The 23,332-nt window shown below is 69.2% G+C and carries 22 protein-coding genes and 2 pseudogenes; 11 read left to right on the forward strand and 13 right to left on the reverse strand.

Going from position 1 to position 23,332, the window contains the following annotated elements:
• Positions 1 to 42: 42 nt before the first annotated feature.
• The 3 genes and pseudogenes from FRZ33_RS02715 to FRZ33_RS02725 form a co-directional block, all read right to left on the reverse strand.
• Positions 43 to 1,127 (reverse strand): annotated as a pseudogene (locus FRZ33_RS02715) (fatty acid desaturase family protein).
• 14 nt (positions 1,128 to 1,141) lie between these two features.
• Entirely contained in the window at positions 1,142 to 1,777 is a 636-nt protein-coding gene (locus FRZ33_RS02720; RefSeq protein WP_146907462.1) for a flavin reductase family protein, read from the reverse strand.
• A complete protein-coding gene (locus tag FRZ33_RS02725; protein WP_146907463.1) occupies positions 1,777 to 2,238 on the reverse strand; it encodes an FAD-binding oxidoreductase in 462 nt (153 codons plus the stop codon). The genes FRZ33_RS02720 and FRZ33_RS02725 overlap by 1 nt, the downstream gene beginning before the upstream one ends.
• Positions 2,239 to 2,393: 155 nt before the next feature.
• Between FRZ33_RS02725 and fabR the strand changes: the two genes are divergently transcribed.
• Positions 2,394 to 3,056 (forward strand): HTH-type transcriptional repressor FabR, encoded by a 663-nt coding sequence (fabR, locus tag FRZ33_RS02730; protein WP_227978041.1) that lies wholly within the window; start codon positions 2,394 to 2,396, stop codon positions 3,054 to 3,056.
• A gap of 4 nt (positions 3,057 to 3,060) precedes the next feature.
• Here fabR and FRZ33_RS02735 read toward each other — a convergent pair whose 3' ends face one another.
• Genes FRZ33_RS02735 through FRZ33_RS02745 form a run of 3 tightly spaced genes read right to left on the reverse strand, consistent with a single transcriptional unit; the run spans position 3,061 to position 5,335 of the window.
• The gene (locus tag FRZ33_RS02735) at positions 3,061 to 4,383 is read right to left on the reverse strand and encodes a sensor histidine kinase (protein WP_146907467.1); all 1,323 of its coding nucleotides are present in this window, start codon (positions 4,381 to 4,383) and stop codon (positions 3,061 to 3,063) included.
• Positions 4,380 to 5,042, reverse strand: a complete 663-nt coding sequence (locus FRZ33_RS02740) for a response regulator transcription factor (protein ID WP_146907469.1) — start codon at positions 5,040 to 5,042, stop codon at positions 4,380 to 4,382. The genes FRZ33_RS02735 and FRZ33_RS02740 overlap by 4 nt, the downstream gene beginning before the upstream one ends.
• Positions 5,042 to 5,335 carry a PepSY domain-containing protein gene (locus FRZ33_RS02745; RefSeq protein WP_146907471.1) on the reverse strand — a complete coding sequence of 98 codons (294 nt, stop codon included), beginning with the start codon at positions 5,333 to 5,335 and terminating at the stop codon, positions 5,042 to 5,044. Before FRZ33_RS02745 ends, FRZ33_RS02740 begins: the two co-directional genes overlap by 1 nt.
• 118 nt (positions 5,336 to 5,453) lie before the next feature.
• Between FRZ33_RS02745 and FRZ33_RS02750 the strand changes: the two genes are divergently transcribed.
• On the forward strand, positions 5,454 to 5,888 hold the full coding sequence (locus tag FRZ33_RS02750) for a PepSY domain-containing protein (protein WP_146907473.1): 435 nt from the start codon (positions 5,454 to 5,456) through the stop codon (positions 5,886 to 5,888).
• Positions 5,889 to 6,618: 730 nt separating this feature from the next.
• The gene (locus FRZ33_RS15045; protein WP_158637064.1) at positions 6,619 to 6,786 is read left to right on the forward strand and encodes a hypothetical protein; all 168 of its coding nucleotides are present in this window, start codon (positions 6,619 to 6,621) and stop codon (positions 6,784 to 6,786) included.
• Positions 6,787 to 6,845: 59 nt separating this feature from the next.
• Here the strand turns inward: FRZ33_RS15045 and FRZ33_RS02755 are convergent, their stop codons facing one another.
• Genes FRZ33_RS02755 through FRZ33_RS02775 form a run of 5 tightly spaced genes read right to left on the reverse strand, consistent with a single transcriptional unit; the run spans position 6,846 to position 10,686 of the window.
• Complete coding sequence (locus tag FRZ33_RS02755) at positions 6,846 to 7,448, reverse strand: exonuclease domain-containing protein (RefSeq protein ID WP_146907475.1); 603 nt, start codon at positions 7,446 to 7,448, stop codon at positions 6,846 to 6,848.
• A 1-nt stretch (position 7,449) separates the two neighbouring features.
• The gene (locus FRZ33_RS02760) at positions 7,450 to 8,481 is read right to left on the reverse strand and encodes a DUF294 nucleotidyltransferase-like domain-containing protein (RefSeq protein ID WP_146907477.1); all 1,032 of its coding nucleotides are present in this window, start codon (positions 8,479 to 8,481) and stop codon (positions 7,450 to 7,452) included.
• The gene (locus FRZ33_RS02765) at positions 8,439 to 9,269 is read right to left on the reverse strand and encodes a cyclic nucleotide-binding domain-containing protein (protein WP_158637065.1); all 831 of its coding nucleotides are present in this window, start codon (positions 9,267 to 9,269) and stop codon (positions 8,439 to 8,441) included. The genes FRZ33_RS02760 and FRZ33_RS02765 overlap by 43 nt, the downstream gene beginning before the upstream one ends.
• 32 nt (positions 9,270 to 9,301) lie before the next feature.
• Complete coding sequence (locus FRZ33_RS02770; RefSeq protein ID WP_146907481.1) at positions 9,302 to 10,195, reverse strand: sterol desaturase family protein; 894 nt, start codon at positions 10,193 to 10,195, stop codon at positions 9,302 to 9,304.
• A complete protein-coding gene (locus FRZ33_RS02775) occupies positions 10,195 to 10,686 on the reverse strand; it encodes an SRPBCC family protein (protein ID WP_146907483.1) in 492 nt (163 codons plus the stop codon). The genes FRZ33_RS02770 and FRZ33_RS02775 overlap by 1 nt, the downstream gene beginning before the upstream one ends.
• 107 nt (positions 10,687 to 10,793) lie before the next feature.
• On the opposite strand from FRZ33_RS02775, the gene FRZ33_RS02780 reads away from it, so the two are divergent.
• From FRZ33_RS02780 to FRZ33_RS02795, 4 genes are all read left to right on the forward strand, one after another.
• Positions 10,794 to 11,537 carry a lytic transglycosylase domain-containing protein gene (locus tag FRZ33_RS02780; protein WP_146907484.1) on the forward strand — a complete coding sequence of 248 codons (744 nt, stop codon included), beginning with the start codon at positions 10,794 to 10,796 and terminating at the stop codon, positions 11,535 to 11,537.
• A 312-nt stretch (positions 11,538 to 11,849) separates the two neighbouring features.
• Entirely contained in the window at positions 11,850 to 12,614 is a 765-nt protein-coding gene (locus FRZ33_RS02785; protein WP_146907486.1) for a hypothetical protein, read from the forward strand.
• Between the two features lie 93 nt (positions 12,615 to 12,707).
• The gene (locus FRZ33_RS02790) at positions 12,708 to 16,160 is read left to right on the forward strand and encodes a hybrid sensor histidine kinase/response regulator (protein ID WP_146907488.1); all 3,453 of its coding nucleotides are present in this window, start codon (positions 12,708 to 12,710) and stop codon (positions 16,158 to 16,160) included.
• A gap of 182 nt (positions 16,161 to 16,342) precedes the next feature.
• Complete coding sequence (locus FRZ33_RS02795) at positions 16,343 to 16,870, forward strand: transposase (RefSeq protein ID WP_227978042.1); 528 nt, start codon at positions 16,343 to 16,345, stop codon at positions 16,868 to 16,870.
• Between the two features lie 190 nt (positions 16,871 to 17,060).
• On the opposite strand, the gene FRZ33_RS02800 is transcribed toward FRZ33_RS02795, so the two are convergent.
• Both FRZ33_RS02800 and acs read right to left on the reverse strand, forming a co-directional pair.
• On the reverse strand, positions 17,061 to 17,735 hold the full coding sequence (locus tag FRZ33_RS02800; protein WP_146907490.1) for a response regulator transcription factor: 675 nt from the start codon (positions 17,733 to 17,735) through the stop codon (positions 17,061 to 17,063).
• A 2-nt stretch (positions 17,736 to 17,737) separates the two neighbouring features.
• A pseudogene (gene acs / locus FRZ33_RS02805) lies at positions 17,738 to 19,698 on the reverse strand (acetate--CoA ligase).
• A gap of 204 nt (positions 19,699 to 19,902) precedes the next feature.
• Between acs and FRZ33_RS02810 the strand changes: the two are divergent.
• Genes FRZ33_RS02810 through FRZ33_RS15840 form a run of 4 tightly spaced genes read left to right on the forward strand, consistent with a single transcriptional unit; the run spans position 19,903 to position 23,302 of the window.
• The gene (locus tag FRZ33_RS02810; protein WP_146907491.1) at positions 19,903 to 21,237 is read left to right on the forward strand and encodes a DcaP family trimeric outer membrane transporter; all 1,335 of its coding nucleotides are present in this window, start codon (positions 19,903 to 19,905) and stop codon (positions 21,235 to 21,237) included.
• A gap of 20 nt (positions 21,238 to 21,257) precedes the next feature.
• Complete coding sequence (locus FRZ33_RS02815) at positions 21,258 to 21,527, forward strand: DUF4212 domain-containing protein (RefSeq protein ID WP_146907493.1); 270 nt, start codon at positions 21,258 to 21,260, stop codon at positions 21,525 to 21,527.
• A gap of 3 nt (positions 21,528 to 21,530) precedes the next feature.
• Positions 21,531 to 22,226, forward strand: coding sequence for a sodium:solute symporter family transporter (locus tag FRZ33_RS15835; protein WP_227978043.1), 696 nt, complete (start codon positions 21,531 to 21,533; stop codon positions 22,224 to 22,226).
• The gene (locus FRZ33_RS15840) at positions 22,202 to 23,302 is read left to right on the forward strand and encodes a VC_2705 family sodium/solute symporter (protein ID WP_227978045.1); all 1,101 of its coding nucleotides are present in this window, start codon (positions 22,202 to 22,204) and stop codon (positions 23,300 to 23,302) included. The genes FRZ33_RS15835 and FRZ33_RS15840 overlap by 25 nt, the downstream gene beginning before the upstream one ends.
• Positions 23,303 to 23,332: the final 30 nt, after the last annotated feature.

Genomic DNA, 23,332 nt, shown 5'->3' on the forward strand with positions numbered 1-23,332 from the left:
CCGCGCAGCCGGAAATCGGCTGGAGCAGGCGCCCCAGCCTGCTCATCCCGCTCCGGCCGCCGCCGCGCGCGTCGGCGTCGGCACCGAGTACCTGATGATGCGCGCCAGCACCCCGTGTACTGCTTCCAGAACCCGCCGCTGTTGTAGTGCACGCCGTAACGCGCGCAGATCTCGCGCACGCGCGGGGCGATGCGCGGGTAGTGCGGCGCCGGCAGGTCGGGGAACAGGTGGTGTTCGATCTGGTGGCTGAGGTAGCCGGTCAGCACGTGGAAGAGCTTGCCGCCCTCGAGGTTGCTCGAACCCTGGATCTGGCGCAGGTACCAGCCGCCGCGGGTTTCCTCCTCCACTTTGCGCCGCGTGTAGGTCTGCACGTTTTCGGTGAAGTGGCCGCAGAAGATGATGGCGTTCGTCCACACGTTGCGGATCAGGTTCGCCGCCAGGTTGCCCAGCAGCACACGCGGCCACTGCCAGAAGGCCAGCGCCGGGAACAGCACGTAGTCCTTGAACAGCTGCCGCCCGGCCTTGCGCAGGAAGGGCCGCATGCGCTCGCGGAACTCGGCGCGTTTCATCCTGCCCTTCAGGAAACGGCCGATCTTGATGTCGTGCACCGCCACGCCCCACTGGAAGTTGATGCACAGCAGGAAATACCAGAACGGCTGCAGCAGGGTCGCCGGCTTCCACTTCTGCTGGCCGCTCAGGCGCAGCATGCCGTAGCCGAAATCGTGGTCCTTTCCGATGACGTTGGTGTGGTCGTGGTGTTCGACGTTATGCGAGTTCCGCCAGTGGTCGCCGTCGCAGACGATGTCCCACTCATACGTGGCCGAGTTGAACGACGGGTCGTTCATGAAATCGTACTGGCCGTGCATCACGTTGTGGCCGATCTCCATGTTCTCCATGATCTTGGCCGCGGCCAGGCTGATCACGCCGGCGATCCAGCTGACCGGGCCCCAGCCGAACATCAGCAGGCCGCGGCCGGCGATCGCCGAACCCTGCACGATGCCGCGCATGCGGCGGATGTGGCGGGCGTCGGCTTCACCCACCTGCGCGAACGCTTCCACGCGCAGCGCGTCCAGCTCGGCCTGGAAACGGGCCAGCGATTCGGGATCAAGTCGGGTCTTGGCGATCATGGGCTTCCTCGATGTCACGGCATCAGCTCGACGGCGCTGTCGGGCGTGGAGATGCACAGCTGGATCCACTCCTCGCCCGGGCCCGAAGCCTGGCCGGTGAGCCGGTTGGTGACGGTGCCGCTGCGCTTGCGGCACTGGCAGGTGCGGCAGATGCCGCGGCGGCATCCGAACTTCGGCTGCAGGCCGGCGGCCTCGGCGGCGTCGAGCAGGGTCTGGCCGGTGCGTGCGGTGAAAACGCGCGTCGTTTCGCCGTAGACCACGACGTGTTCCTGCGCCTGCGGATCCACCGGCGCGGCGCGGCGGCCGAAACTTTCGCTCTGCAGGCGGTCGCGCAGGCCGGCGGCGTCGAACATCGCCTCGACCGTGCGCATGAAGCCGTCGGGACCACACAGCAGCGTCTCGCGCTCGCGCCAGTCGGGCACCCGCGCGGCGATCCGGGTCGCGTCGAGCTGTCCGTGTTCGCCCGTGCAATGCAGCTGCACGCGCAGGCCGGGGAAGTCCGCGGACAGCGCCTTGAGTTCATCCGCGAAGATCGCGTCCGCTTCCGTGCGCACGCTGTGCAGCAGCTGCACCGACCGCTGCGGCGCCCGCGCCGCCAGGTCCTGCAACAGCGCCATCATCGGCGTGATGCCGCTGCCGGCACCGAGCATCAGCAGCGGCGAATCGTCGCGTCGCGGCTGGAAGTCTCCTGGGCGCGGCCCAGCCGCAGCACCTGGCCCGGCTGCAGGCGGTGCGCCGCCGCGGATACCGGACCTTCCGGCTTGGCCTTGATGGTCAGGCGGACCAGGCCGTCCGGGCGTGGAGCGTGCGAGAAGCTGAAGCAGCGCGCCTGGCGGGCGCCATTGATCTCGAGCTCCAGCAGGACGTGCTGGCCTGGCCGGAAGCCGGCGAATCGGCGGTTCGGCCGCAGCCACAGACTGCGCACACCGGGCGCCTCGTCCACCACCCGCAGCACCCGCGCCGTCGATTCGGTGAACGACCAGGCCGGATTCAGCACCCGGGCCAGCCGGTTCCAGGCCTGTACGTCGTTCAGCGGCGCCCACAGGGGATGCCGCCAGAGGCGCTGGACGGGCGAAACAGGGCGCTGGGCAGGGGTGGGCGAGGGAATCATTCCGGGTCCGGTCTTTGGGTGAACATATGTTTACCCAACATCAACGGAGTTTCCACTCCAAACGCCCGTTCCGGAGCCGGCCGCCTATACTGGCGCCCAGCCCCGGAGTCGCCCGCTCCGCTGGAAGCCCCGCCGTTCCGGCTCTGGAGACCGCTTTGTCCGTCAGCAAACCCGCCTCCCTGCCGTCCGAATCGGAAGCCCCGGTCACCCGCATCGAGCGCAAGGAACGTACCCGGCAACGCCTGGTCGAGGCCGCGCTGTCGCTGATCGGCCAAGGCCGCGGTTACTCCTCGCTGGGCCTGCGCGAGATCACCCGCGAAGCGGGCGTGGTGCCGGCCGCCTTCTACCGCCACTTCCGCGACCTGGACGAACTGGGACTGGCCCTGGTCGAAATGGGCGGCGTCACCCTGCGCCGGCTGCTGCGCGAGGCGCGCCGCGACGGCATTCCGCCCACCGACATGCTTCGCGGCTCGGTGTTGATCTACAAACGTTTCGTCGAGGAACGACCGCTGGTGTTCCGCTTCATCGCCGGCGAACGCGGCGGCGGCTCACGCGCCATCCGCCAGGCGATCCGCACCGAGGAAAGCCACTTCGCTTCGGAAATGGCCCAGGACCTGCGCGCCCTCGGCACCCTGCCGGACCTCTCGAGCGCCAGCCTGCAGATGATCTGCGGCCTGGTGGTGACGACCATGCTCAACGCGGCCTCGGACATCCTCGACCTGCCGCCGGGCCAGCCGCGCCAGGAACAGGAGCTGGTCGAGAACTTCGTGCGGCAGCTGCGGCTGGTGTTCCTCGGCGCGCGCCACTGGCGCGAATAGGTCTTCAGCCCGCGGGCAGGTCCAGGCCCGCGATCAGGCCCGAGGCCTCCGAGGCCAGCGTCAGTCGCCCGCCATAGCCCCCGGCGATGTCCTGCACGATCGCCAGGCCCAGGCCCGAGCCGGGTGTGCGTTCGTCCAGGCGCACGCCGCGCCCGGTGACTTCCTCCAGCGCTTCCGCCGGCAGGCCGGGGCCATCGTCGCGCACCTCGATCCTCAAGCGCCCCGCATCGGCCGCAACGCCCACGCGCACCTTCGACCGCGCCCACTTGCCGGCGTTGTCGAGCAGGTTGCCCAGCATTTCCTCGAGATCCTCGCGGCTGCCGGCGAATACGGCGTCGGCGCCGGGCATTCGTTCGAACACCACGCCGCGATCGGCGTGGACACGCTGCATGAGGGCGATCAGGGCGTCCACCACCGCCGCCACCGGCGTGCGGCTGCGCTGGTCGGCGGTGACGCTGCGGCCCAGGTGGCGGTCCACCGAGGCCTGCATGTTCGCCACCTGGGCCAGCACCTGCGCCGGCAGTTGCGGGCCGGGGCGCTGGGCTTCCAGCGACAGCACGGTCAGCGGCGTCTTCAGCGCGTGCGCCAGGTCCTGGGCGGCGGTGCGGGCGCGCTGCACCGAACGGTCGTGGTGTTCGAGCAGTTCGTTGAGGTGGTTGGCCAGCGGCGCGACTTCCGGTGGCAAGCCCTCGGTCGGGAAACTCGCGGCCTCGCCGCGGCGCACTCGCGCGGCGGTGTCGGCCAGTCGGGTCAGCGGACGCAGTGCGAAACCCACCTGCAGGGCCAGCAGCAGCAACAGGGTCACCGCCACCACCGCCACCGCACCGCCCGCGAGCAGGCGGAAGTCGGCGGCTTCGGCGCTGAGCTCGGCGCGGTCCGCTGCGACGATGAACACCACCGGACGGGGCAGGTCCGGGTAACGCACGGCCTGCACCAGCACGCGCAGGGTTTCGTCGCGTGGGCCCTTCACCTCGCGTACGCGCGGCCGGCCGGGTTTGTCGGGCAGGGCGATGTCCAGGCTGCCGTCCCACAAGGACCGTGACTGGAACTGGCGGTCGCCGGCCACCACGCGCCAATAGTGGCCGGAATACAGCTGGGCGTAGTGCTGGTCCTCGGGCTCGTTCTGCAGCGCGAATCCGCCGCGATCGTCCACTTCGCCCATCACGATCAGGGTCTGCAGCTCGTCGGCGAGGTCACGGTCGAACGCACGTTCGCTGGCTTCGGTGAAGGCCTGGCCCAGCCACCACGCCACCGCGAGCGACGCCAGCAGCACGCCCACGCTGCCCGAGACCAGCAGCCGCAGGCGCAGCGACCGGCGGTCGATCACGGCAACTCCATCAGGCGGAAGCCCTTTCCGCGTTCGGTGACCAGGCGGTCGGCGCCGATCTTGCGGCGGATGCGGCCGATCAGCACGTCCAGCACGTTCGAATCGGGGTCGTAACCCTGTTCGTACACGTGTTCGCCCAGCTCGCTGCGACTGACGGTCGCGTCGCGGCGGTGCATCAGGTAAGCGAGGATGCGATGTTCCTGCGCAGTCAGCGACAACGCTTCGCCACGCAGGGTGAAACGGCCGGCGTTGTCGTCCAGCGACAGGCCACCGCAGGCCAGCTGTGGATGCGCATGGCCGCCGCTGCGCCGGATCAGCGCGCGCAGGCGCAGCACCAGTTCTTCGGTGGCGAAGGGCTTGACCAGATAGTCGTCGGCGCCGGCGTCGAAACCGGCGAGCTTGTCGTGCCAGCGGCCGCGCGCGGTCAGCACGATCACCGGCAGGCGCTGGCCGTTGCCGCGCCAGGCGTCGAGCACGCTCAGGCCATCCATGCCGGGCAGGCCCAGGTCGAGCACGGCGGCGTCGTAGGTTTCGGTCTGGCCGCGGAACTCGGCGTCCACGCCGTCGGCGGCGTGATCCACGGCATAACCGGCCTCGGTGAGCGCGGCGGCGAGGCGCTGCGCCAGGTCGGCGTCGTCTTCGACCAGCAGCACGCGCATCAGTCGTCCTCGACCTCGACCTCGAGCAGCGCGCCGGTGCGCACGTCGTACTCGAGTTCGCGGATCACGCCGTCGTCACCGAGGATCTCCACCTCATATTCATCGCCTTCGAGTTCCACTTCCAGCACCTGGCCGGGATGGCGGCGCTGGGCATCGGCCAGCACCTCGGCCAGCGGCACCATTTCGCCCCGCGCCACGGCGGCACGCACGCGCTCGTGGTCGCGCGCCGACAGCTCGGCGGCGGCCGCGGGCATCACGGACAGGAGGCAGAGCAGGAACAGGCAGGCGCGCATGCCGGCAGCATGCCCTGGGCCCTAACTTCTGGGTGAACGGGGCGCTCATTCCCGCGTTAGGGCCGGCCCGGAAACTGGCCCTCACCGCGTCATCCGACGCCTCCACGGAGCCTCCCCGATGAACAAGTCCCTCCTGACCGCCGCCCTGGTCCTGGCCGGCCTGGGCAACACCGCCTTCGCCGCCGTCGCCGCCGGCCCGAACGAGATCACCGACACCCTGCGCGCCGCCGGATACGCCGAAGTCCGCGAGCTCGAGTACGACGACGGCCTGTGGGAAGCCGAAGTGCGCCGCGCGAACGGCCTGTGGGGCGAAGTGTCCATCGACCCGGCGAATGGCGAGGTGTTCGACGCCGCTTCCGCGCGCCCGCTCATCGACCTGCCGCAGGTGCTGGCATCGCTCGAGCGCGCCGGTTACCAGCAGGTGCACGACGTCGACCGCGACGGCGCGCTGTGGGATGCCGACGCCTACGATGCCCGGGGCCAACGTGTCGAACTGCGCATCAGCGGTTACGACGGCCGCATCGTGACCGTACGCGCCGACAACGAAGACTGATGGGCATGTACACGCCCCGCGCTCCGGGCCTTGGCCGCTGGCTCCCGTCGCTGCTGGCACTGGCGCTCGTCGCCTGTGCCGACAGCGGGCACGTGCCAGAAGGCGCGCACACGGTCCAGGACCGCGCGCTGAGCGAGATGAGCGGCCTGGTCGCGTCGCACCGCCAGCCGGGCGTGTTGTGGAGCATCAACGACAGCGGCAGTTTCGCCCGGCTCTACCGTGTCGGCCTGCAGGGCCAGGCACTCGGAAGGGTGAAGGTGTCCGGCGCCTGGCTGCACGACACCGAAACCCTGGCGCGCTGGCGCCAGCCCGAGCGCGACTGGCTGCTGATCGGCGACGTCGGTGACAACCGCGCGCGTCGCGGGCATGTGGTCGTGCATGCGGTGGCCGAGCCGGGCGTCGATGAAGATCGCGCGCCCATCGTCTGGTCGCTGCGCTTCAGTTATCCGGACGGCCCGCGCGATGCCGAGGGCATCGCCGTGGACCAGGCCCGTGCCGAATTACTGGTGCTGAGCAAACGCGACCGCCCCGCACGCCTGTACCGTGTGCCGCTGTCGGCGCGGGATGAGACCGAGCCGGCGACCGCCGAATACCTCGGTTCACCGCGCCGCGATGCGATCGATGGCGCCGTCACCGGCCTGGATCTGAGCGAAGACGGCCGTGAGCTGGCCGTGCTCACTTACCAGGGCTGTACCTGTGGCGCCGCAACGGCGACGAAGACTGGGCGATCGTGCTGCAGCGCGCCCCGCAGTCGCTGCCGCTGCCGGCCATGCGCAAGGCCGAGGCGATGGCTCTGCACGCCACGCCCGGCACGATCCTGGTCGGCTCGGAGCATCGTCCGACGCCGCTATGGCACGCGCCCTATTCCGACCCGGACGGGGTGTTGTCGCTGCGCTGAGCCGCCCGTTCCAGGTGCAGGATACGCAGTACTTCCGCGACTGCGGCAGGTAGCGCGGATCAGGCCTTGGCGGACAGTGCCAGCCAGGCCAGCCCGACCACGGTGGCGTCGCCCAGTGCGGTGTGGCGCGCCAGCACCGGCAGGCCCAGACCCGCGGCGATCGCCTCCAGCGACAGGTCGATGTCGCCCTGCGGCGTTTCCCATCGCCGGCGCTCCAGCCAGGCCTGGCCCAGTTCCACGCGCGGATTGGGCAGCGGAAACCCGGTGAGCGCACGGACGTGCGGATCGAGCATGGCCAGGTCGAAGGCGAGATGGTGGCCCAGCAGGGTGCGTGGGCCGAGCCAGCGCAGGAAGTCCGGCAGCACCTGGGCCAGTGGCACCGCGTCGGCGACGTCGGTCGGCGTCAGGCGATGGTGGCGGATCGACTCGATGTCGAAGTCGCGGCCCGGCTGCACCAGGCGTTCGAAACGTTCGCTCAGCCGCACACGGCCACCGCGCACCGGCACCGCGGCCAGGCTCAGCACCGCGTCGCTGCCGGTGTCCAGGCCAGTGGTCTCCAGGTCCAGCGACACCCATTCGCGCGCGGGTGGCGCGGCGAACAAACCGCCCCAGTCGCCGTCACCATGGCGCCTCGCCAGCCACCAGCGCCGCAGCGGATGCATCTCAGGCCCCCAGGTGGAACTCGGACTGCACGTGTTCCTTGAAGCCGTTGACCACGCGCAGCGCGTCGCGCAGCAGTTCGCGGTCGAGCCGGCGCAGCGCGGCCACGTCCACGCCGTTGCCGGGCACGCAGCCGGCGTCCAGGTCGGCCAACTGCTGGCCCAGGCGCAGGCGCATCAGCACCGCCAGCGCCTGCGGCACGTCGCGGCCGAGCTCGGCGTCCATCGCACCGGCCGCCACCAGTGACGCGCAGCGGTCGAAGCTGTTGCGGTGGGCGATGCCGTGTTTCAGCGCCAGCGTGCGCAGCCCGTGCACCAGCGGGAACACGCCGCCGCGCTTGAGGTCGGCGCGGCCCTCGGCCTCGCGCACCTGGCCGCGCCAGGTCAGCGGGTTGCCCTTGCTCAGCGTGGCGTCCGCCAGGTAACGCAGCAGGATGGCGTCCTTGCCCAGCGCGCGCAGCGACGGCAGCAGGCTTTCGTACAAGGCGGTGTTGCCGGCCACCGGGCGTGCGTCCAGCACGATCGCCAGGTCCAGCGACGTCTGCCCGTCGGCCACCCGCGACCACTGGGCGAAACGTTCGCGCCAGGCCGTCTGGTCCAGGCGCCAGTGCGGGTTGTTGACCATCACCTGGCCGGGGCAGGGCGGATAGCCGATGCGCGCCAGCGCTTCGGAAAAGCGCTGCATCGCCGCCGGCAGGCCTGGCCAGTCGAAGCCGTCGGCCAGGATCAGGGCGTTGTCCTGGTCGGTCTTCAGTATCTGTTCGCGCCGGCCTTCGCTGCCCAGCAGCAGCAGGCAGAGGCGGTCGCGGAATTCCTCCGGCACCACCTGTTCGAACACGCGCGCCATCACCCGGCTGTTGAGCGCGCTCACCAGTTCCATCAGGTAACTCATCTTCGCGCCCTGGGCGTGCAGCTGGCGCACCAGGTCGGTCATGCCGCGGGCGGCGTCGGCGATGTCCTCCAGCGTCTGCGCGCGCGCCAGGCGCAGGCTGATCAGGTGCGAACTGCTGGCGTAGTGCGCCAGCACCTCGGCCATGCCCAGGTGCCGATGGCGCCGCCGTCGTGCATCACCACCACGCGCTCGATGTGGTGTTCGGTCATGGTGACCAGGGCCTGGAACAGCACTTCGTCGCCGCGCACGGCGCGCAGCGGTCGGCTGGCCAGCAGGCCTACCGGCGCCTGGCCGTCCAGGCCGCGCGCGGTCAGCGCGTCCAGCAGATCGGTGCGGGTGACGATGCCGGGGCCCGCGGCATCGCCGGCCACCAGCAGGCAGTCGACGCGGTGTTCGCGCAGCTGCGCGGCGGCATCGGCGATGGTCGTGTTGGGCGCGACTTCGCGCACCGGCGCCAGCTGGGCGTCGCGCACGCGGGTCAGCATCATGCGGCCCAGTTCGCCGGGCTGCTGCTGGTCGGCCAGCAGGCGGCGTTTCACCGAGAGGGCTTCGTGGAAATAGGCGGCGAACTGCGGATTGTCGGCCAGCAGGCTTTCGAACACGGGTGCCGGAACCAGGAAACACAGCGTGTCTTCCAACGCGGTGTATCGGTGGCGCGCGCGTCCGGCGATCACCGCGAAAGCGCCGAACAGGTCGCCCGGCCCGTAGTCGGCGAAACGCGCGTCCTCGCCCTGCCTGCGCGGATCGCTGGCCTGCACGCTGCCCTTGAGCACCACGTAAACCTGCGCCGACGCAGCGCCTGCTTCGATCAGGCGCGTGCCGGCGGGATGGAAGCCCAGGTCCACGGCCGCGGACAGGCGCGCCTTCTGGCCTGCGTCGAGCAGGTCGAAGGGTGGCGAATCCAGGTCCAGCCCGGGCACCGTGGCGGTCATGGCCGCCAGCCTGCCACGGCACGGCGGTGGCGTCAGTACGACCTTGGTGGGACGAGTGCGTCCGGCGCCGCCGTGGCTTCGGCCGGATCGGCTTCGACGCGTTGCGCATGCGCGCGTTCCGGCGGCCCGAACAGCTGTGCCAGCCGCGAGCGCCAGGGCTGCGGCCGCGCCGCGTCGCGGAACATGTCGCGCCATTCGTGGAAGGTCAGCACCAGCGGATTGTACGAAGGCACCGGCTTGACGATGCCGTAGTCGCAGGGCACCGCCGGGTCTTCCTCGACGAAGCTGCCGAACAGCTTGTCCCAGACGATCAGCACGCCGGCGTAGTTGCGGTCGATGTACTTCGGGTTGCGCGCGTGGTGCACACGGTGGTGCGAAGGCGTGTTGAACACCTTCTCCAGCCAGCCCAGTTTCCCGACCGCTTCGGTGTGCACGAAGAACTGGAAGCCCAGATTGATCGCCACCACCGCGACGATGTGCGGTGGCGAAAATCCGATCCAGGCCAGCGGCAGCCAGAAGACCCACATGCCCGACACCGGGTAGGTCAGGCTCTGCCGGAACGCGGTGGAGAAGTTCAGCCGCGGCGAGGAATGGTGGGTGACGTGCGAGGCCCACATCCAGCGGATGCGGTGGTGCGCCCGATGGAAGAAGTAGTAGAAGAAGTCCTGCGCGACGAACAGCAGCAGGATCGTCCACCACGCCGTCGGCAGTTCGAACAGGCGGTACTGGTATATCCACCAGTAAATGCCGATCACCGCGGCCCAGGCCAGCGCGTCGGCGCCCTGGTGCATCAGCGCCAGCGCGGCGTTGCTCAGCGTGTCGCGCAGGCTGTAGGCGTCGCGGCCGCGGCGCCGGAAATACCAGGCCTCCCAGGCGACGAAGCCCAGGAACACCGGGGCCATCGCCAGCAGGATCCACTCGCCCATCAGGCGCGGCCGGCGGGTTCGGCGTCGGGCGCGACCAGGGCACGCGCCATGTTCTTCAGGCAGCGGTGCATCGCCCGGGCCATGAACAGCTTCAGCAGCAGCGCCGCCACCGGCCACAGCCACGCGCGCGCCAGCGTGAACTCGTAGTCCCAGCGCACGCGCGAACCGAACTCGTGGCCGGTGAAGGTCCAGTTGGCCTCGCCCTTGTCCACCAGCCAGGCGAACGGCGGGCGGAAGCCGCTGAGCGTGTAGGCGTGGCGCACCGGCGGGTCGTGCGCGGTGATGCGTTCGCTGAGCACGGTGCCGTCGGCGTTGTGCACGCGGCGTTGGCTACCGACGGCGAGCTGCGAATGCAGGCGGATGCCGCGCACGGCCGGGATCGGCCCGAAACCGGTGAAAAACCCGGGGAAACGGTCGGGGTCGGTGGCCATCGCAAACGCCACTTCGGGGGTGCAGGGCAGGCTGCGTTCGGCGGAACAGGTGACGGACATGCGCCGATTTTGGCCGCCGGGCGCGCGGCTGTCCACGCCGCAACGACCCTACGCGGGCGCATGTGCCGCAGGCGCGCACGCCTGTGCACACCCACTACACTCGCGCCATGACCCTGTTCGCCGTCCTGCTGGCCCTGTCCCAGGCCGCGCCGCCACCGGCGGAGACCCGCACGGTCTACCGCTGCACCCGCGACGGCACGGTCAGCCTGGCCACGGCGCCCGAACCCGGCTCGCGCTGCCAGGCCATCACCTACGACGCCAATGCCGCCAGGCTGCCCGACCTGTGGGGCGTGCCGGGCGCGCAGCGCGGCGTGCTGTACCAGCGCCAGCAGGACGGCCGCACCGTCTACAGCACCCGCGAACTGCCCGGCTCCACCCGCGTGCTGGCCTTCGCCGTGCCGGCGCCGCCAGGTTCGCCCGCACATGCCGGCCTGGCCGACCCCGGCCCGCCGCGCACAGACGTCTACCGCGATCAGTTCCGCGCCGCCGCCCGGCTGACCGGCGTGGACGAAGCCTGGCTGCGTGCGATCGCGCACGTGGAAAGCGGCTACGACCCGCAAGCGGTCTCGCCCAAGGGCGCCCAGGGCCTGATGCAGCTGATGCCCGACACCGCGGCCGCCTACGAGGTCACCGACCCCTTCGACCCGAACCAGTCCATCCAGGCCGGCGCGCGCCACCTGGGCGACCTGATGCGGCGGTATCCCAAGGACCTGCGCAAGGTCGCGGCGGCCTACAACGCCGGCGCGGAGGCCGTGGACCGGCACGGAGGCGTGCCGCCGTATGCCGAGACCCTGGACTACGTCGAGAAGGTGATGAGGCTGCACGGTGAATATCGCCGCGTGACCCGCTGACCGGTTCCGTCGCCGCCTCACGGTGTTCCGCGCGGTCCTGCGCGCCTTCCGTCGCATGGCTGGCATGGGCCTGCGGGCAACCGCTAGCCTGTGCGCTCCTGTGACCATGCGCTCCGGAGTTGCCATGACCCGAGTCCTGCACCACGCCGCCGCCTGCCTGCTGGCCTGGTCCACCGTCGCCGCAGGCGCCGACCCGGTGCCCGCGGAATTCGTGCACGACCAGATCTGGCTGACGCCGAAGGTCGATGGCCGCGAGCTGCGCTTCTTCACCGACACGGGGGTGGCTGGAATGCGATCGCAAGACAGACGGCGATGGATCTCGGGCTGGCCTTCGAATCGATGGACGTGGACGGCAAGTCGGCGGCACTGGTGCATTACCCGTCGTTCGATCCCTGCCGCGCGCTGCCCGCGGCACCGAACCACTTCATGCAGGGCCGGCTGATGGTGGCTGGCGAGGGCCCGTTGCTGCACGGCGGCGACGGTTTCCTGGGCGGCCGCTGGTTCGCCGACGGCATCTGGGACTTCGACTATCCGCGCCAGCGGCTGACGAAGCTCGAACGCCACACGCCCGCGAAAGACGCCACCGCCGTGCCGCTCGGCTTCCAGGTGAACGACGCCGGCGAACGAACGACGCATTTCCCGTCCGTCGCCGTGGAAGTGGACGGCGAAGTGCTGGACATGCTGTTCGACACCGGTGCCACGGCCACGCTGACCGACACCTCCGGTCCCGCCTTCGGCCTGCCGGCCGGCACGCATATCGGCACCTCCTTCATCGAGAACGCGAAGTTCGAGCGCTGGGTGCAGCGCCATCCCGACTGGCGCGTACTGGCGCAGGCCGACGCCAAGGGCGACCAGCAGCGGCGCATGATCGAAGTGCCTGAAATCGTGATCGCCGGGCACCGCGTGGGACCGGTGTGGTTCGCCGAACAGCCGCCGGGCGCGTTCCAGAAATACATGGCGCAGTGGATGGACCGGCCAACCTGGGGTGCGATCGGCGGCTCGGGGCTGAAGTACTTCCGCGTAGTGGTGGACTATCCTGGCGCCAAGGCGTACTTCGAGCCGGCCCCAACACGCTGACCGGTCGTCCCGGCTACGACTTTGGTCGTAGCCGCGCACGGCGCGGCCCCGGCGCTACACTCGGCCTTCCCAGGATTCGCGGCAGGAGGGCCCGTGATTCCAGGCTGGATCCTGCTGCTGGTGTCGGTCGGTTACGTCGGGCTGCTGTTCGGCGTGGCCTGGATCGGCGACCGCAAGCCGCTGTACCCGGGCCGCGACTGGCTGCGGCCGCTGGTGTATTCGCTGGCGCTGGCGGTGTACTGCTCGTCCTGGACTTTCTACGGCGCGGTCGGCACGGCGGCGAAGTCGGGCCTGGGTTTCCTGCCGATCTACCTCGGGCCGATCCTGCTGTTCGTGTTCGGCTGGCGCATCCTCGAACGCCTGGTGCTGGTGGCGCGCGAACAGAGCACGGTCTCGATCGCCGACTTCCTGGCCGCCCGCTACGGCCGCGCCCAGAGCATCGCCGCCACGGTGACGCTGATCGCGGTGATCGCCGCCATCCCCTACATCGCGCTGCAGTTCAAGGCGGTGGCGATGAGCATCGACGTGCTGTCGGGCACGCCTTCGGGCAACGGCGCCGTGCTGGCCGATCCGGCGCTGTACGTGGCGCTGCTGCTGGCGCTGTTTGCGATCCTGTTCGGCACCCGCGAGATCGACGCCACCGAACACCACCACGGCATGATCCTGGCGGTGGCGCTGGAATCGCTGGTGAAGCTGGTGGCCTTCGTCGCCGTGGGCGTGTTCGCGCTGGGCCACCTGCCGGGCAGCGAGGACCTGCTGCAACGTTTCCAGAGCGCGGCGCGGGATTTCGTCGCGCCGGGCATCCCGCAGGGGTTCGTGGCGCAGTCGCTGCTGGCCTTTGCCGCCATCGTCTGCCTGCCGCGGCAGTTCCATGTCGCCGTGGTCGAATGCGGCGATGTCGCCGACGTGCGGCGGGCGCGCTGGCTGTTCAGCGGTTACCTGGCGGTGATCTGCCTGTTCGTGCTGCCGATCACCGCCGCCGGGCAGTTCGTGCTGGCCGGCAGCGGCGCGGCACCCGACACCTATGTGCTGGCGCTGCCGATGGCGATGGACAACACCGCATTGGCGCTGGCGGTGTACGTGGGCGGATTCTCGGCCGCCACCGGCATGGTGATCGTGGCCTCGGTGGCGCTGGCGACGATGGTCAGCAACGACCTGGTGATGCCGCTGCTGTGGCGCGACAGCCTGACCGACGCCGACCAGCGCCAGCACCTGGGCCGGCGCGTGCTGTGGGTGCGGCGCGTGGCCATCATCGGTATCGCACTGCTGGCCTATGCGTATTACCGCGGCGCCGGCGCCAGCGGCAGCCTGGCGGCGTTCGGCCTGCTGGCGTTCGCGGCGGTCGGCCAGTTCGCCCCCGCCCTGATCGGCGGCCTGTACTGGCGCGGCGCCAGCCGACGCGGCGTGCTGGCGGGCCTGGTGGCGGGCTTCGCGCTGTGGATCTACACGCTGCTGCTGCCCACGTTGACCCGGGCGGGCTGGTTCGACACCGGCTGGCTGGTGGTCGGCCCGCTCGGCATCGAATGGCTGCGACCGGAAAGCCTGTTCCGCCTGCGCGGCTGGGACCCGATCACGCATGGCACGTTCTGGTCGCTGCTGATGAACGTGCTGGCGCTGCTGGTGGTGTCGGCGCGTTTCCGGCCCAGCCTGGAAGAACGCATCCGCGCCACGCCTTTCCTGGACCCGTACGCGCAGCGGCCGCTGGCCTCGCCGGGCGGCTGGCAGGGCAGCCTGACCGCAGGCGACCTGCAGGCGCTGGCTTCGCGCATCCTGGGCGAACGCGCCGCGCAGCGCGCCTTCGCCGAACATGCCGCCGGCCTGGGCCGCGAGCTGGCGCCGGGCGCGCCGGCCGACCGCGTGCTGATCCAGTTCACCGAGCGCCTGCTCGCCGGCGCCATCGGCGCCGCCTCGGCGCGCCTGACGCTGACCACCGCGCTGCGCGGTTCGGGCATGGAGCTGGGCGAAGTGATGTCGCTGCTGGACGAAGCCAGCCACGAGCTGCGCTTCAACCGCGAGATCCTCTCGGCCACGCTGGAAAACCTGTCGCAGGCGGTCAGCGTGGTGGACCGCGACCTGCGCCTGGTGGCCTGGAACCGGCGTTACCAGCAGCTGTTCGAGTACCCGGACGGCATGCTGTACGTCGGCCGGCCGGTGGCCGACCTGATCCGCTACAACGCCGAACGTGGCGAGATGGGCCCGGGCGATGTCGAACGGCAGGTTGGCAAGCGCGTCAGCTACCTGCGCCAGGGGTCGCCGCACGTGTTCGAACGTGTGCGCGCCAACGGCCAGGTGATCGAGATGCGCGGGCAGCCGCTGCCGGGCGGCGGTTATGTCACCACCTACAGCGACGTGACCGATTACAAATCGGTGGAACAGGCGCTGCGCGAGTCGAACGAAACCCTGGAACAACGCGTCGAACTGCGCACCCGCGAGGCCGAGGACGCCAACCTGTCCAAGACCCGCTTCCTGGCCGCGATCAGCCATGACGTGCTGCAGCCGATCAATGCCGCGCGCCTGTTCACTTCGGCCCTGCGCGACAGCGAGGAAAGCGCCGAACAGCACCGGCTGGCCGAACGCGTGGACGCCTCGCTGCGCGACGCCGAGGAACTGCTGGACGGGCTGCTGGACATCTCGCGCCTGGACGCGGGCTCGCTGAAGCCCGAGCTGACGGTGTTCCGGCTGGACGAACTGCTGGCCAGCGTCGCCGCCCAGTACGCACCGCTGGCAGCGACGCGCGGGCTGAAGTTCCGCGTGCACGCCAGCAGACTTTCGGTGCACAGCGACCGGCGCCTGCTGCGGCGCGCGCTGCAGAATTTCGTGGCCAATGCGCTGCGCTACACCAAGGAAGGCCGGGTGATCATCGGTGCGCGGCGGCGCGGCGGCGGGGTCGAGGTCGAAGTCTGGGACAGCGGCCCGGGCATCCCGCCGCATCACCTGGCGCAGATCTTCGAAGAGTTCCGCCGCTTCGACCAGCCCTCGCCCTGGGGCGAACGCGGCCTGGGCCTGGGCCTGAGCATCTGCCAGCGCGTGTCGCGCATGCTCGACCACCCGATCGGCGTGCGCTCCTGGCCGGGGCGCGGCAGCGTGTTCAGCATGCGGGTGCCGATCGCCGACACGGTGGCGCCGTCGAAACCGCCGCGCGCGCCGGCGGCGCACCGCGACCTGGCCGGCCTGCGCGTGCTGTGCCTGGACAACGACCGCGAGATCCTGGACGGCATGGAAGCGCTGCTGACCCGCTGGGGCGTGGACGTGCGCGTGGCCGAAACCGTGGCCGAAGCACTGGCCCTGGCACAGGCGGAAACCCCCGACGTGCTGGTGGCCGACTACCACCTGCACGACGAGCTCGACGGCCTGGGTGCGCTGCAGGCCCTGCGCGCCGTCTGCGGGCCGCGCATTCCCGCCGTGCTGGTGACCGCCGATGGCAGCGATGCGCTCAAGCGTGCGGCTCGCGATCTCGGCATCCCCGTGCTTACCAAGCCGGTGAAGCCGGCGAGCCTGCGGGCGTTCCTGGCGGCGCAGCAGCGGCGGGTCGTCGTGGGCGGATAGCGGTTGCCGAGCCTGAACAAGCCGATCCAGCCTGAACAAGCCGATCCAGGTTCATTTTCTTTCTGGCTGAGACAGTAGGCACTTTGGCCGAGCGCGGATTTCTGACACACACCGGGGGCCTGTCCGACAGCCCAAGCCACAGTGGCGCACTACCTTCAGCAAACTTCACCGCCACGCAGTCCATGGCCAGAACCCCACGCCTCGAAGCACCCGGCATTCCGCTGCACATCATCCAGCGAGGCGTGGACCGCCAACCCTGCTTCATCCGCGACTGGGACTACATCCGCTACCTGCACGAACTTTCCGAATGCGCGGAGCAGCATGGCTGCGAGATCCATGCCTACGTCCTTATGACGAACCATGTGCACTTGCTGGCCACAACCCACCTCCAGGGGAGCCGCCAGCCTGATGATGCAGCGGCTTGGACGACGCTACGTGGGGTACTTCAATCGCTGCCACATGCGCACGGGCACATTGTGGGAGGGCAGGTTCAAGTCGTGCCTGATCGATACCGACGCATACCTTCTTGGATGTCAGCGCTACATCGAGCTCAATCCGGTCCGGGCGGGAATGGTGGCGTCCCCCGACTTGTACCGTTGGTCCAGCTATCACTGCAATGCGCGTGGCCAACCCGATCCACTGGTCCGTTCGCATTCCGCGTACTTGGCCCTGTCGCCCGATCGCACGCGGCGCTGCGCCATTTATCGTGACTTCGTCGGTATCGGTACACCGCCGGCCGAACTTGCGCAGCTCAGGGACCGTGCCCGGCAAGGGAAGGCGTGGGGAAGCGCAAGGTTCCAGGCCCAGATCGAGGCGCTGCTCGGAAGGCGCTGTGATATCCGCGGGAAGGGGCGCCCGTCTCAGGCAGAAAGAAAATGAACCTGGATCGGCTTGTTCAGTTTAGGCCACGTCCACGTCGGACACGGCCGCCGGATCCACCGCCAGGCGCCCCGCCATCAGCACCGCCTGGGTGCGGTTGCTGGCGCCGAGTTTGCGCAGCACGGCGGTCATGTGCGCTTTCACGGTGGCTTCGGACACACCCAGCGCGTGCGCGATCTGCTTGTTCAGCAGGCCGCTGCCCAGCATGCTCAGCACACGGAACTGCTGCGGTGTCAGTTCGCGGATGCGGGCGGCGATGTCGGCTTCCTCCGGGGCCAGGCCCTCGGCCTGGTCGGCCTGCGCCGGCACCCAGGTGCCGCCGTCCAACACGGTCGCGATCGCATCGCGGATCACCGCCGGACTGGACGACTTCGGGATGAAGCCGACCGCGCCGTGCTCGAGCGCGCGCCGCACCACGTTCGCCTCCTCGCGCGCCGAGACCACGATCACCGGCAGCTGCGGCTGCACCGCGCGAAGGTGCACCAGCGCGCTGAAGCCGTGCGCTCCGGGCATGTTCAGGTCGAGCAGCAGCAGGTCGGCCTCGGGATGCGCTTCGGCGCTGGCGAACAGCGACTCGGCGTTTTCCGATTCCACCAACGCCGCCCCCGGAAGCAACTTCGCCACCGCCCCCTTCAACGCCTCCCGGAACAAGGGATGGTCGTCGGCGACCAGGATGGTCCGGGCGGTGACGGTCATGTTCAGCGGACCTGGCGCTCGCGCACCAGCGATTCCACCACCGCCGGATCGGCCAGCGTGGACGTGTCGCCCAGGCCGGCGCGGTCCACGCCTTCGGGGCCGGCTTCGGCGATCTTGCGCAGGATGCGCCGCATGATCTTGCCGCTGCGGGTCTTGGGCAGGCCCGGGGCCCACTGCAGCCAGTCCGGCGCGGCGATCGCGCCGATGTCGTGGCGCACGTGCGCCACCAGGTCCTTGCGCAGCTCGTCGCTGGGCTCGATGCCGGCCTTCAGCGTGACGTAGGCGTAGATGCCCTGGCCCTTGATGTCGTGCGGCGCGCCGACCACGGCGGCTTCGGCCACCGCCGGATGGCCCACCAGCGCGCTCTCGACTTCCGCCGTGCCCATGCGGTGGCCGGAGACGTTGATCACGTCGTCCACGCGCCCGGTGATCCAGTAATAGCCGTCGGCGTCGCGGCGGCAGCCGTCGCCGGTGAAGTACATGCCCGGATAGGTCTTGAAATAGGTCTCGATGAAGCGCGGGTGGTCGCCGTAGACGGTGCGCATCTGGCCGGGCCAGGAATCGAGCAGTACCAGGTTGCCTTCGGTCGCGCCCTCGAGCAACTGGCCTTCTGCACTCACCAGGGCCGGCTGCACGCCGAAGAAGGGCAGGGTCGCCGAACCGGGCTTGGTGGCGATGGCGCCCGGCAGCGGCGAAATGAGGATGCCGCCAGTCTCGGTCTGCCACCAGGTGTCCACGATCGGGCAACGTTCGTCGCCGACCACGCGGTGGTACCACTCCCATGCCTCGGGGTTGATCGGCTCGCCGACCGTGCCGAGCAGGCGGATGGACTGGCGGGAATGTTTTTCACCGGCGCATCGCCCTCGCGCATCAACGCGCGGATGGCGGTGGGCGCGGTGTAGAAGATCGTCACCTGGTGCTTGTCGCAGACCTGCCAGAAGCGGCCGGCATCGGGGAAGTTCGGCACGCCCTCGAACATCACCGTGGTGGCGCCGTTGGCCAGCGGTCCGTACACGACGTAGCTGTGGCCGGTGACCCAGCCGACGTCGGCCGTGCACCAGAACACATCGCTGTCCTTGAGGTCGAACACGCACTCGTGGGTGTAGCTGGCCCAGGTCAGGTAGCCGCCGGTCGTGTGCAGCACGCCCTTGGGTTTGCCGGTGCTGCCCGAGGTGTAGAGGATGAACAGCGGATCTTCGGCGTTCATGGGCTTGGCATCGTGCGTGGCCGGCTGCGGGTCCACCACGGCGTCGTACCAGCGGTCGCGCGGCATCTGCATGGGCACGCCGGCGCCAGTGTGGCGCACCACCAGCACGGTTTCCACGGTATTGGTGCCCGGCTTGCGCAGGGCTTCGTCCACGTTGGCCTTGAGCGGAATCTTCTTGCCGCCGCGCAGGCCTTCATCGGCGGTGATCACCAGCTTGCTGCCGCAGTCGGCGATGCGGTTGGCGATGGAGTCGGGCGAGAAGCCGCCGAACACCACGGAATGGATGGCGCCGATGCGCGCGCAGGCCAGCATCGCCGCCGCCGCTTCGGGAATCATCGGCAGGTACAGGGTGATGCGGTCGCCCTTGACCACGCCCAGGGCTTCCAGCGCGTTGGTCAGTTTGCAGACCATCGCGTGCAGCTCGCGATAGCTGATCCGGCGCGACGGCGTGGCCGGGTCGTCGGCTTCCCAGACGATGGCGGTCTTGTCGCCGCGCTCGGCCAGGTGCCGGTCCAGGCAGTTCACGCTGACGTTCAGCTCGCCGTCCTCGAACCAGCGGATGTGGAAGTCGTCCACGTCGTAACTGGTGTCCTTGACCTTCGTGTATGGCCTGGACCACTGCAGCCGCTGGCCGATGCGGCCCCAGAAGGTATCCGGCGAAGCGATGGATTCGGCATACAGGCGGTCGTAGTCGGCGCGCCTGAGCGCGGCAGCGGCCTCGAAACCGGCGGGGACGGGATGGATGCGATCGGACATGGGGACTCCTGCGGCCCGCGGCCGCGTAGGGACAGCACAAGATTACTCGTCTCGGCACCATTCTGGCGGCGTGCTCCGTCTGCCCAATTAGACCTTCGTCTAAAGCCGCCCGTCCTTCGACCAATGGGTAATGGTTCGCCACCCCCACGCGCCACAGACTCGGCCGGCCAATGTGGCAACGGTCCGAATTCCGGGAGGGGAAGGATGAACCGATTCACAGCTCGTCGCCGTGCGGCGCTGCCGCTCGCGCTCAGTCTGGCGCTGCTCGCGCCGGGCATGGCCCTGGCGCAGACCGCCAGCCCGCAGGACCTCGAGGCCCGCATCGCCCAGCTCGAACAGATGGTGCAGGGACTGAAGTCCGAACTCGAAGCCCAGAAGGCCGCCGAAGCCGCGAAACCGGTGCCCGCACCGCTGCCGGCCGGCGCCCAGCCGGTCCAGGCCACCACGGTGATGCCGGCCGCCAATGCCGGCACCCGGTTCAGCTACGGCGGCTTCATCAAGCTCGACATGATGTACACCAACACCGACGGCGGCGAGATTCCCGACAGCAGCACGGGCCGCCTGTTCTACGTGCCCAGCACGATCCCGGTCGGCGGCGCCGACGAAGGCACCGACCTGGACATGCATGCGCAGTTCTCGCGCTTCTGGTTCGGCGCCGACACCGACATCGACGGCCACAAGCTCAAGGCCTACCTCGAGATGGACCTGTTCGGTGGTTCGCTCGGCAACGAGACGTCCACCAACACCTACGGCGTCACCATCCGCCATGCCTACGTGAGCTGGGACAAGTGGCTGGCCGGCCAGACCTGGTCGAACTTCCAGGATGCGGCGGCACTGCCCGACGCCGTGGACTTCGTCGGCCCGACCGACGGCACCATCTTCGTGCGCCAGCCGCAGCTGCGTTACACCAATGGCCCCTGGTCGTTCTCGGTGGAGAACCCGGAAACGCTGATCAACGGCTATCAAACCGCGGCCCGCATCACCAGCGACGACAACAACGTGCCCGACTTCACCGCACGCTACCTGCACAAGGGCAGCTGGGGCCACTTCACGGTCGCCGGCCTGGCGCGGCAGCTCAAGTACGAAACCGCCACGCTGGATGAGTCCGAGACCGGCTTCTCGCTCAGCCTGTCGGGCAAGTGGAACCTCAACGCCAACAACGACCTGCGCTACATGCTGAGCGGCGGCAGCGGCCTGGGCCGTTACTTGGCCTTCGGCCTGGGCGCGGACGCGATGCAGCAGGCGGACGGTTCGCTGGAGGCGCTCGACGGCTTCGGCGGCTTCATCGCCTGGCGCCACGCCTTCAGCCCGAAACTGCGCGGCAACCTGTTCTATTCGGCGGCGCAGTTCGACAACGACCCGGCACTCACCGGCCTGGCGGTGACCGAGTCCTCGCAGTCCATCCACGCCAACCTGATCTATTCGCCGATCCCGAAACTCGACATCGGCGCCGAGATCATCTTCGGCGAACGCGAGATCGAGAGCGGCCTGGACGGCGACCTCAACCGCCTGCACATGCACGTCAAGTACAACTTCTGACCCGCGCCGGGAGGCAAACCATGAGCACCCCCGTTACCGAAGAACGGCGCCAGGAGTACTGGCGCCGCACCCTGAGGATCACCGCCATCCTGCTGGCGATCTGGTTCCTCGTCACCTACGTCGTGATCTGGTTCGCGGTACCCCTGAACCAGTTCACCTTCCTCGGCTTCCCGCTCGCCTTCTACATGGGTGCGCAGGGTTCGCTGGCCATCTATGTCGTGCTGATCGTCTTCTATGCCTGGTACATGAACCGGCTGGATCGCGAATTCGGCGTTTCCGAGGAGGGCTGACCCATGTCCGGTGATTTCGTAAGCCGCTTGCCCAAGATCTACGCCATGTACACAGGCGGATTCCTGGCCTTCGTGGTCGGCCTGGCCATTGCGGAGCAGATGGGCCTGCCCAACGTCTGGATCGGTTACGTGTTCATGGCCGCCACCATCGGCCTGTACGCGATGATCGGCATCATGAGCCGCACCGCCGAGACCGACGAATACTACGTCGCCGGCCGGCGCGTGCCCGCGCTGTTCAATGGCATGGCCACCGGCGCTGACTGGATGTCGGCGGCCAGTTTCATCGGCATGGCCGGCACGCTGTACGCGCAGGGTTACGACGGCCTGGCCTTCGTGATGGGCTGGACCGGCGGTTACGTGCTGGTGGCGCTGTTCCTGGCGCCCTACCTGCGCAAGTTCGGCCAGTACACGATCCCGGACTTCCTGGGCACGCGTTATGGCGGCAACCTGCCGCGCACCATCGGCATCATCTGCGCCATCACGGCCAGCTTCACCTACGTGATCGCGCAGATCTACGGCGCCGGCATCATCACCAGCCGCTTCCTGGGCATCGACCTGGCCACCGGCGTCTGGGTCGGCCTGATCGGCGTGCTGGTGTGTTCGCTGCTGGGCGGCATGCGCGCGGTGACCTGGACCCAGGTGGCCCAGTACATCGTCCTGATCATCGCCTACCGGTGCCCGTGGTCTGGCTGTCGCTGAAGGTCACCGGCAACCCGATCCCGCAGCTGGCCTATGGCGAAGTGCTGCAGCAGATCGGCCAGCTCGAGCAGCAGCTGGGCATCACCGCCGGACACGCCACGCCGTTCGTGAAGAACGACATCGTCAACTTCATGGCGCTGACCTTCTGCCTGATGGTGGGTACCGCGGCGCTTCCGCACATCCTGATGCGCTTCTTCACCACCCCGAGCGTCAAGGAAGCGCGCAAGTCGGTGGGCTGGTCGCTGTTCTTCATCTTCCTGCTGTATTTCACCGCGCCGGCCTATGCGGCCTTCGCCAAGCTGGAGGTGTATTCGAACGTGATCGGCCAGTCGGTGGCGACGCTGCCGGCCTGGGTCGCGTCGTGGGCGCAGGTGGGCCTGGTTTCGGTCTGCGATGCGGTGGACGCGATGACCACGGTCAAGGGCTGCGCGGCCAACGGCAACGGCGACGGCATCCTGCAGCTGGCGGAGCTGGTGCTCAACGCCGACGCGATCGTGCTGGCCACGCCGGAAATCGCCGGCCTGCCCTATGTCATCGCCGGCCTGGTGGCCGCGGGTGGCCTGGCGGCGGCGCTGTCGACGGCCGACGGCCTGCTGCTGACGATCTCCAATGCGCTTTCGCATGACGTGTACTACAAGATGGTGAACCCGAACGCGTCCGCCAAGAAGCGCCTCACCATCGCCCGCGTCCTGCTGCTGGGCGTGGCGGCGATCGCCGCCTTCGCGGCCTCGAACGCACCGGCGACCATCCTGTCGATCGTGGCCTGGGCATTCTCGATCGCCGCGGCATCCTTCTTCCCCGCGCTGGTGCTTGGCATCTTCTGGAAGCGGGCGAACAAGGCCGGTGCGGTGGCGGGCATGCTGGTCGGCTTCGGGCTCACGCTGTACTACCTGATCAACGTGAAGTTCCTCGGCATGACCCCGTGGTTCGGCATCAAGGACGTCTCGGCCGGCATCTTCGGCATCCCGCTCGGTTTCATCACCATCTGGGCCGTGAGCCTGATGACGCAGGAACCGTCGCAGGAGACCAAGGACATGGTCGAGGACCTGCGTTATCCCAGGCTGTCCCAGGGCTGATGGAGCCCGCCGCGGTCTTCCTCCCCGAAG

It is taken from the genome of Arenimonas daejeonensis (assembly GCF_007993735.1).
GTDB lineage: Bacteria > Pseudomonadota > Gammaproteobacteria > Xanthomonadales > Xanthomonadaceae > Arenimonas > Arenimonas daejeonensis.

What these genes read in the sequence shown, in the direction of transcription:
- FRZ33_RS02720 (WP_146907462.1), bottom strand. Translation starts at nt 1,777, where the DNA reads ATGCTCGGTGCCGGCAGCGGCATCACGCCGATGATGGCGCTGTTGCAG.
- FRZ33_RS02725 (WP_146907463.1), bottom strand. Translation starts at nt 2,238, where the DNA reads ATGATTCCCTCGCCCACCCCTGCCCAGCGCCCTGTTTCGCCCGTCCAG.
- FRZ33_RS02740 (WP_146907469.1), bottom strand. Translation starts at nt 5,042, where the DNA reads ATGCGCGTGCTGCTGGTCGAAGACGACGCCGACCTGGCGCAGCGCCTC.
- FRZ33_RS02745 (WP_146907471.1), bottom strand. Translation starts at nt 5,335, where the DNA reads ATGCGCGCCTGCCTGTTCCTGCTCTGCCTCCTGTCCGTGATGCCCGCG.
- FRZ33_RS02750 (WP_146907473.1), top strand. Translation starts at nt 5,454, where the DNA reads ATGAACAAGTCCCTCCTGACCGCCGCCCTGGTCCTGGCCGGCCTGGGC.
- FRZ33_RS02755 (WP_146907475.1), bottom strand. Translation starts at nt 7,448, where the DNA reads ATGCATCCGCTGCGGCGCTGGTGGCTGGCGAGGCGCCATGGTGACGGC.
- FRZ33_RS02760 (WP_146907477.1), bottom strand. Translation starts at nt 8,481, where the DNA reads ATGGCCGAGGTGCTGGCGCACTACGCCAGCAGTTCGCACCTGATCAGC.
- FRZ33_RS02765 (WP_158637065.1), bottom strand. Translation starts at nt 9,269, where the DNA reads ATGACCGCCACGGTGCCCGGGCTGGACCTGGATTCGCCACCCTTCGAC.
- FRZ33_RS02770 (WP_146907481.1), bottom strand. Translation starts at nt 10,195, where the DNA reads ATGGGCGAGTGGATCCTGCTGGCGATGGCCCCGGTGTTCCTGGGCTTC.
- FRZ33_RS02775 (WP_146907483.1), bottom strand. Translation starts at nt 10,686, where the DNA reads ATGTCCGTCACCTGTTCCGCCGAACGCAGCCTGCCCTGCACCCCCGAA.
- FRZ33_RS02780 (WP_146907484.1), top strand. Translation starts at nt 10,794, where the DNA reads ATGACCCTGTTCGCCGTCCTGCTGGCCCTGTCCCAGGCCGCGCCGCCA.
- FRZ33_RS02785 (WP_146907486.1), top strand. Translation starts at nt 11,850, where the DNA reads ATGGATCTCGGGCTGGCCTTCGAATCGATGGACGTGGACGGCAAGTCG.
- FRZ33_RS02795 (WP_227978042.1), top strand. Translation starts at nt 16,343, where the DNA reads ATGGCCAGAACCCCACGCCTCGAAGCACCCGGCATTCCGCTGCACATC.
- FRZ33_RS02800 (WP_146907490.1), bottom strand. Translation starts at nt 17,735, where the DNA reads ATGACCGTCACCGCCCGGACCATCCTGGTCGCCGACGACCATCCCTTG.
- FRZ33_RS02810 (WP_146907491.1), top strand. Translation starts at nt 19,903, where the DNA reads ATGAACCGATTCACAGCTCGTCGCCGTGCGGCGCTGCCGCTCGCGCTC.
- FRZ33_RS02815 (WP_146907493.1), top strand. Translation starts at nt 21,258, where the DNA reads ATGAGCACCCCCGTTACCGAAGAACGGCGCCAGGAGTACTGGCGCCGC.
- FRZ33_RS15835 (WP_227978043.1), top strand. Translation starts at nt 21,531, where the DNA reads ATGTCCGGTGATTTCGTAAGCCGCTTGCCCAAGATCTACGCCATGTAC.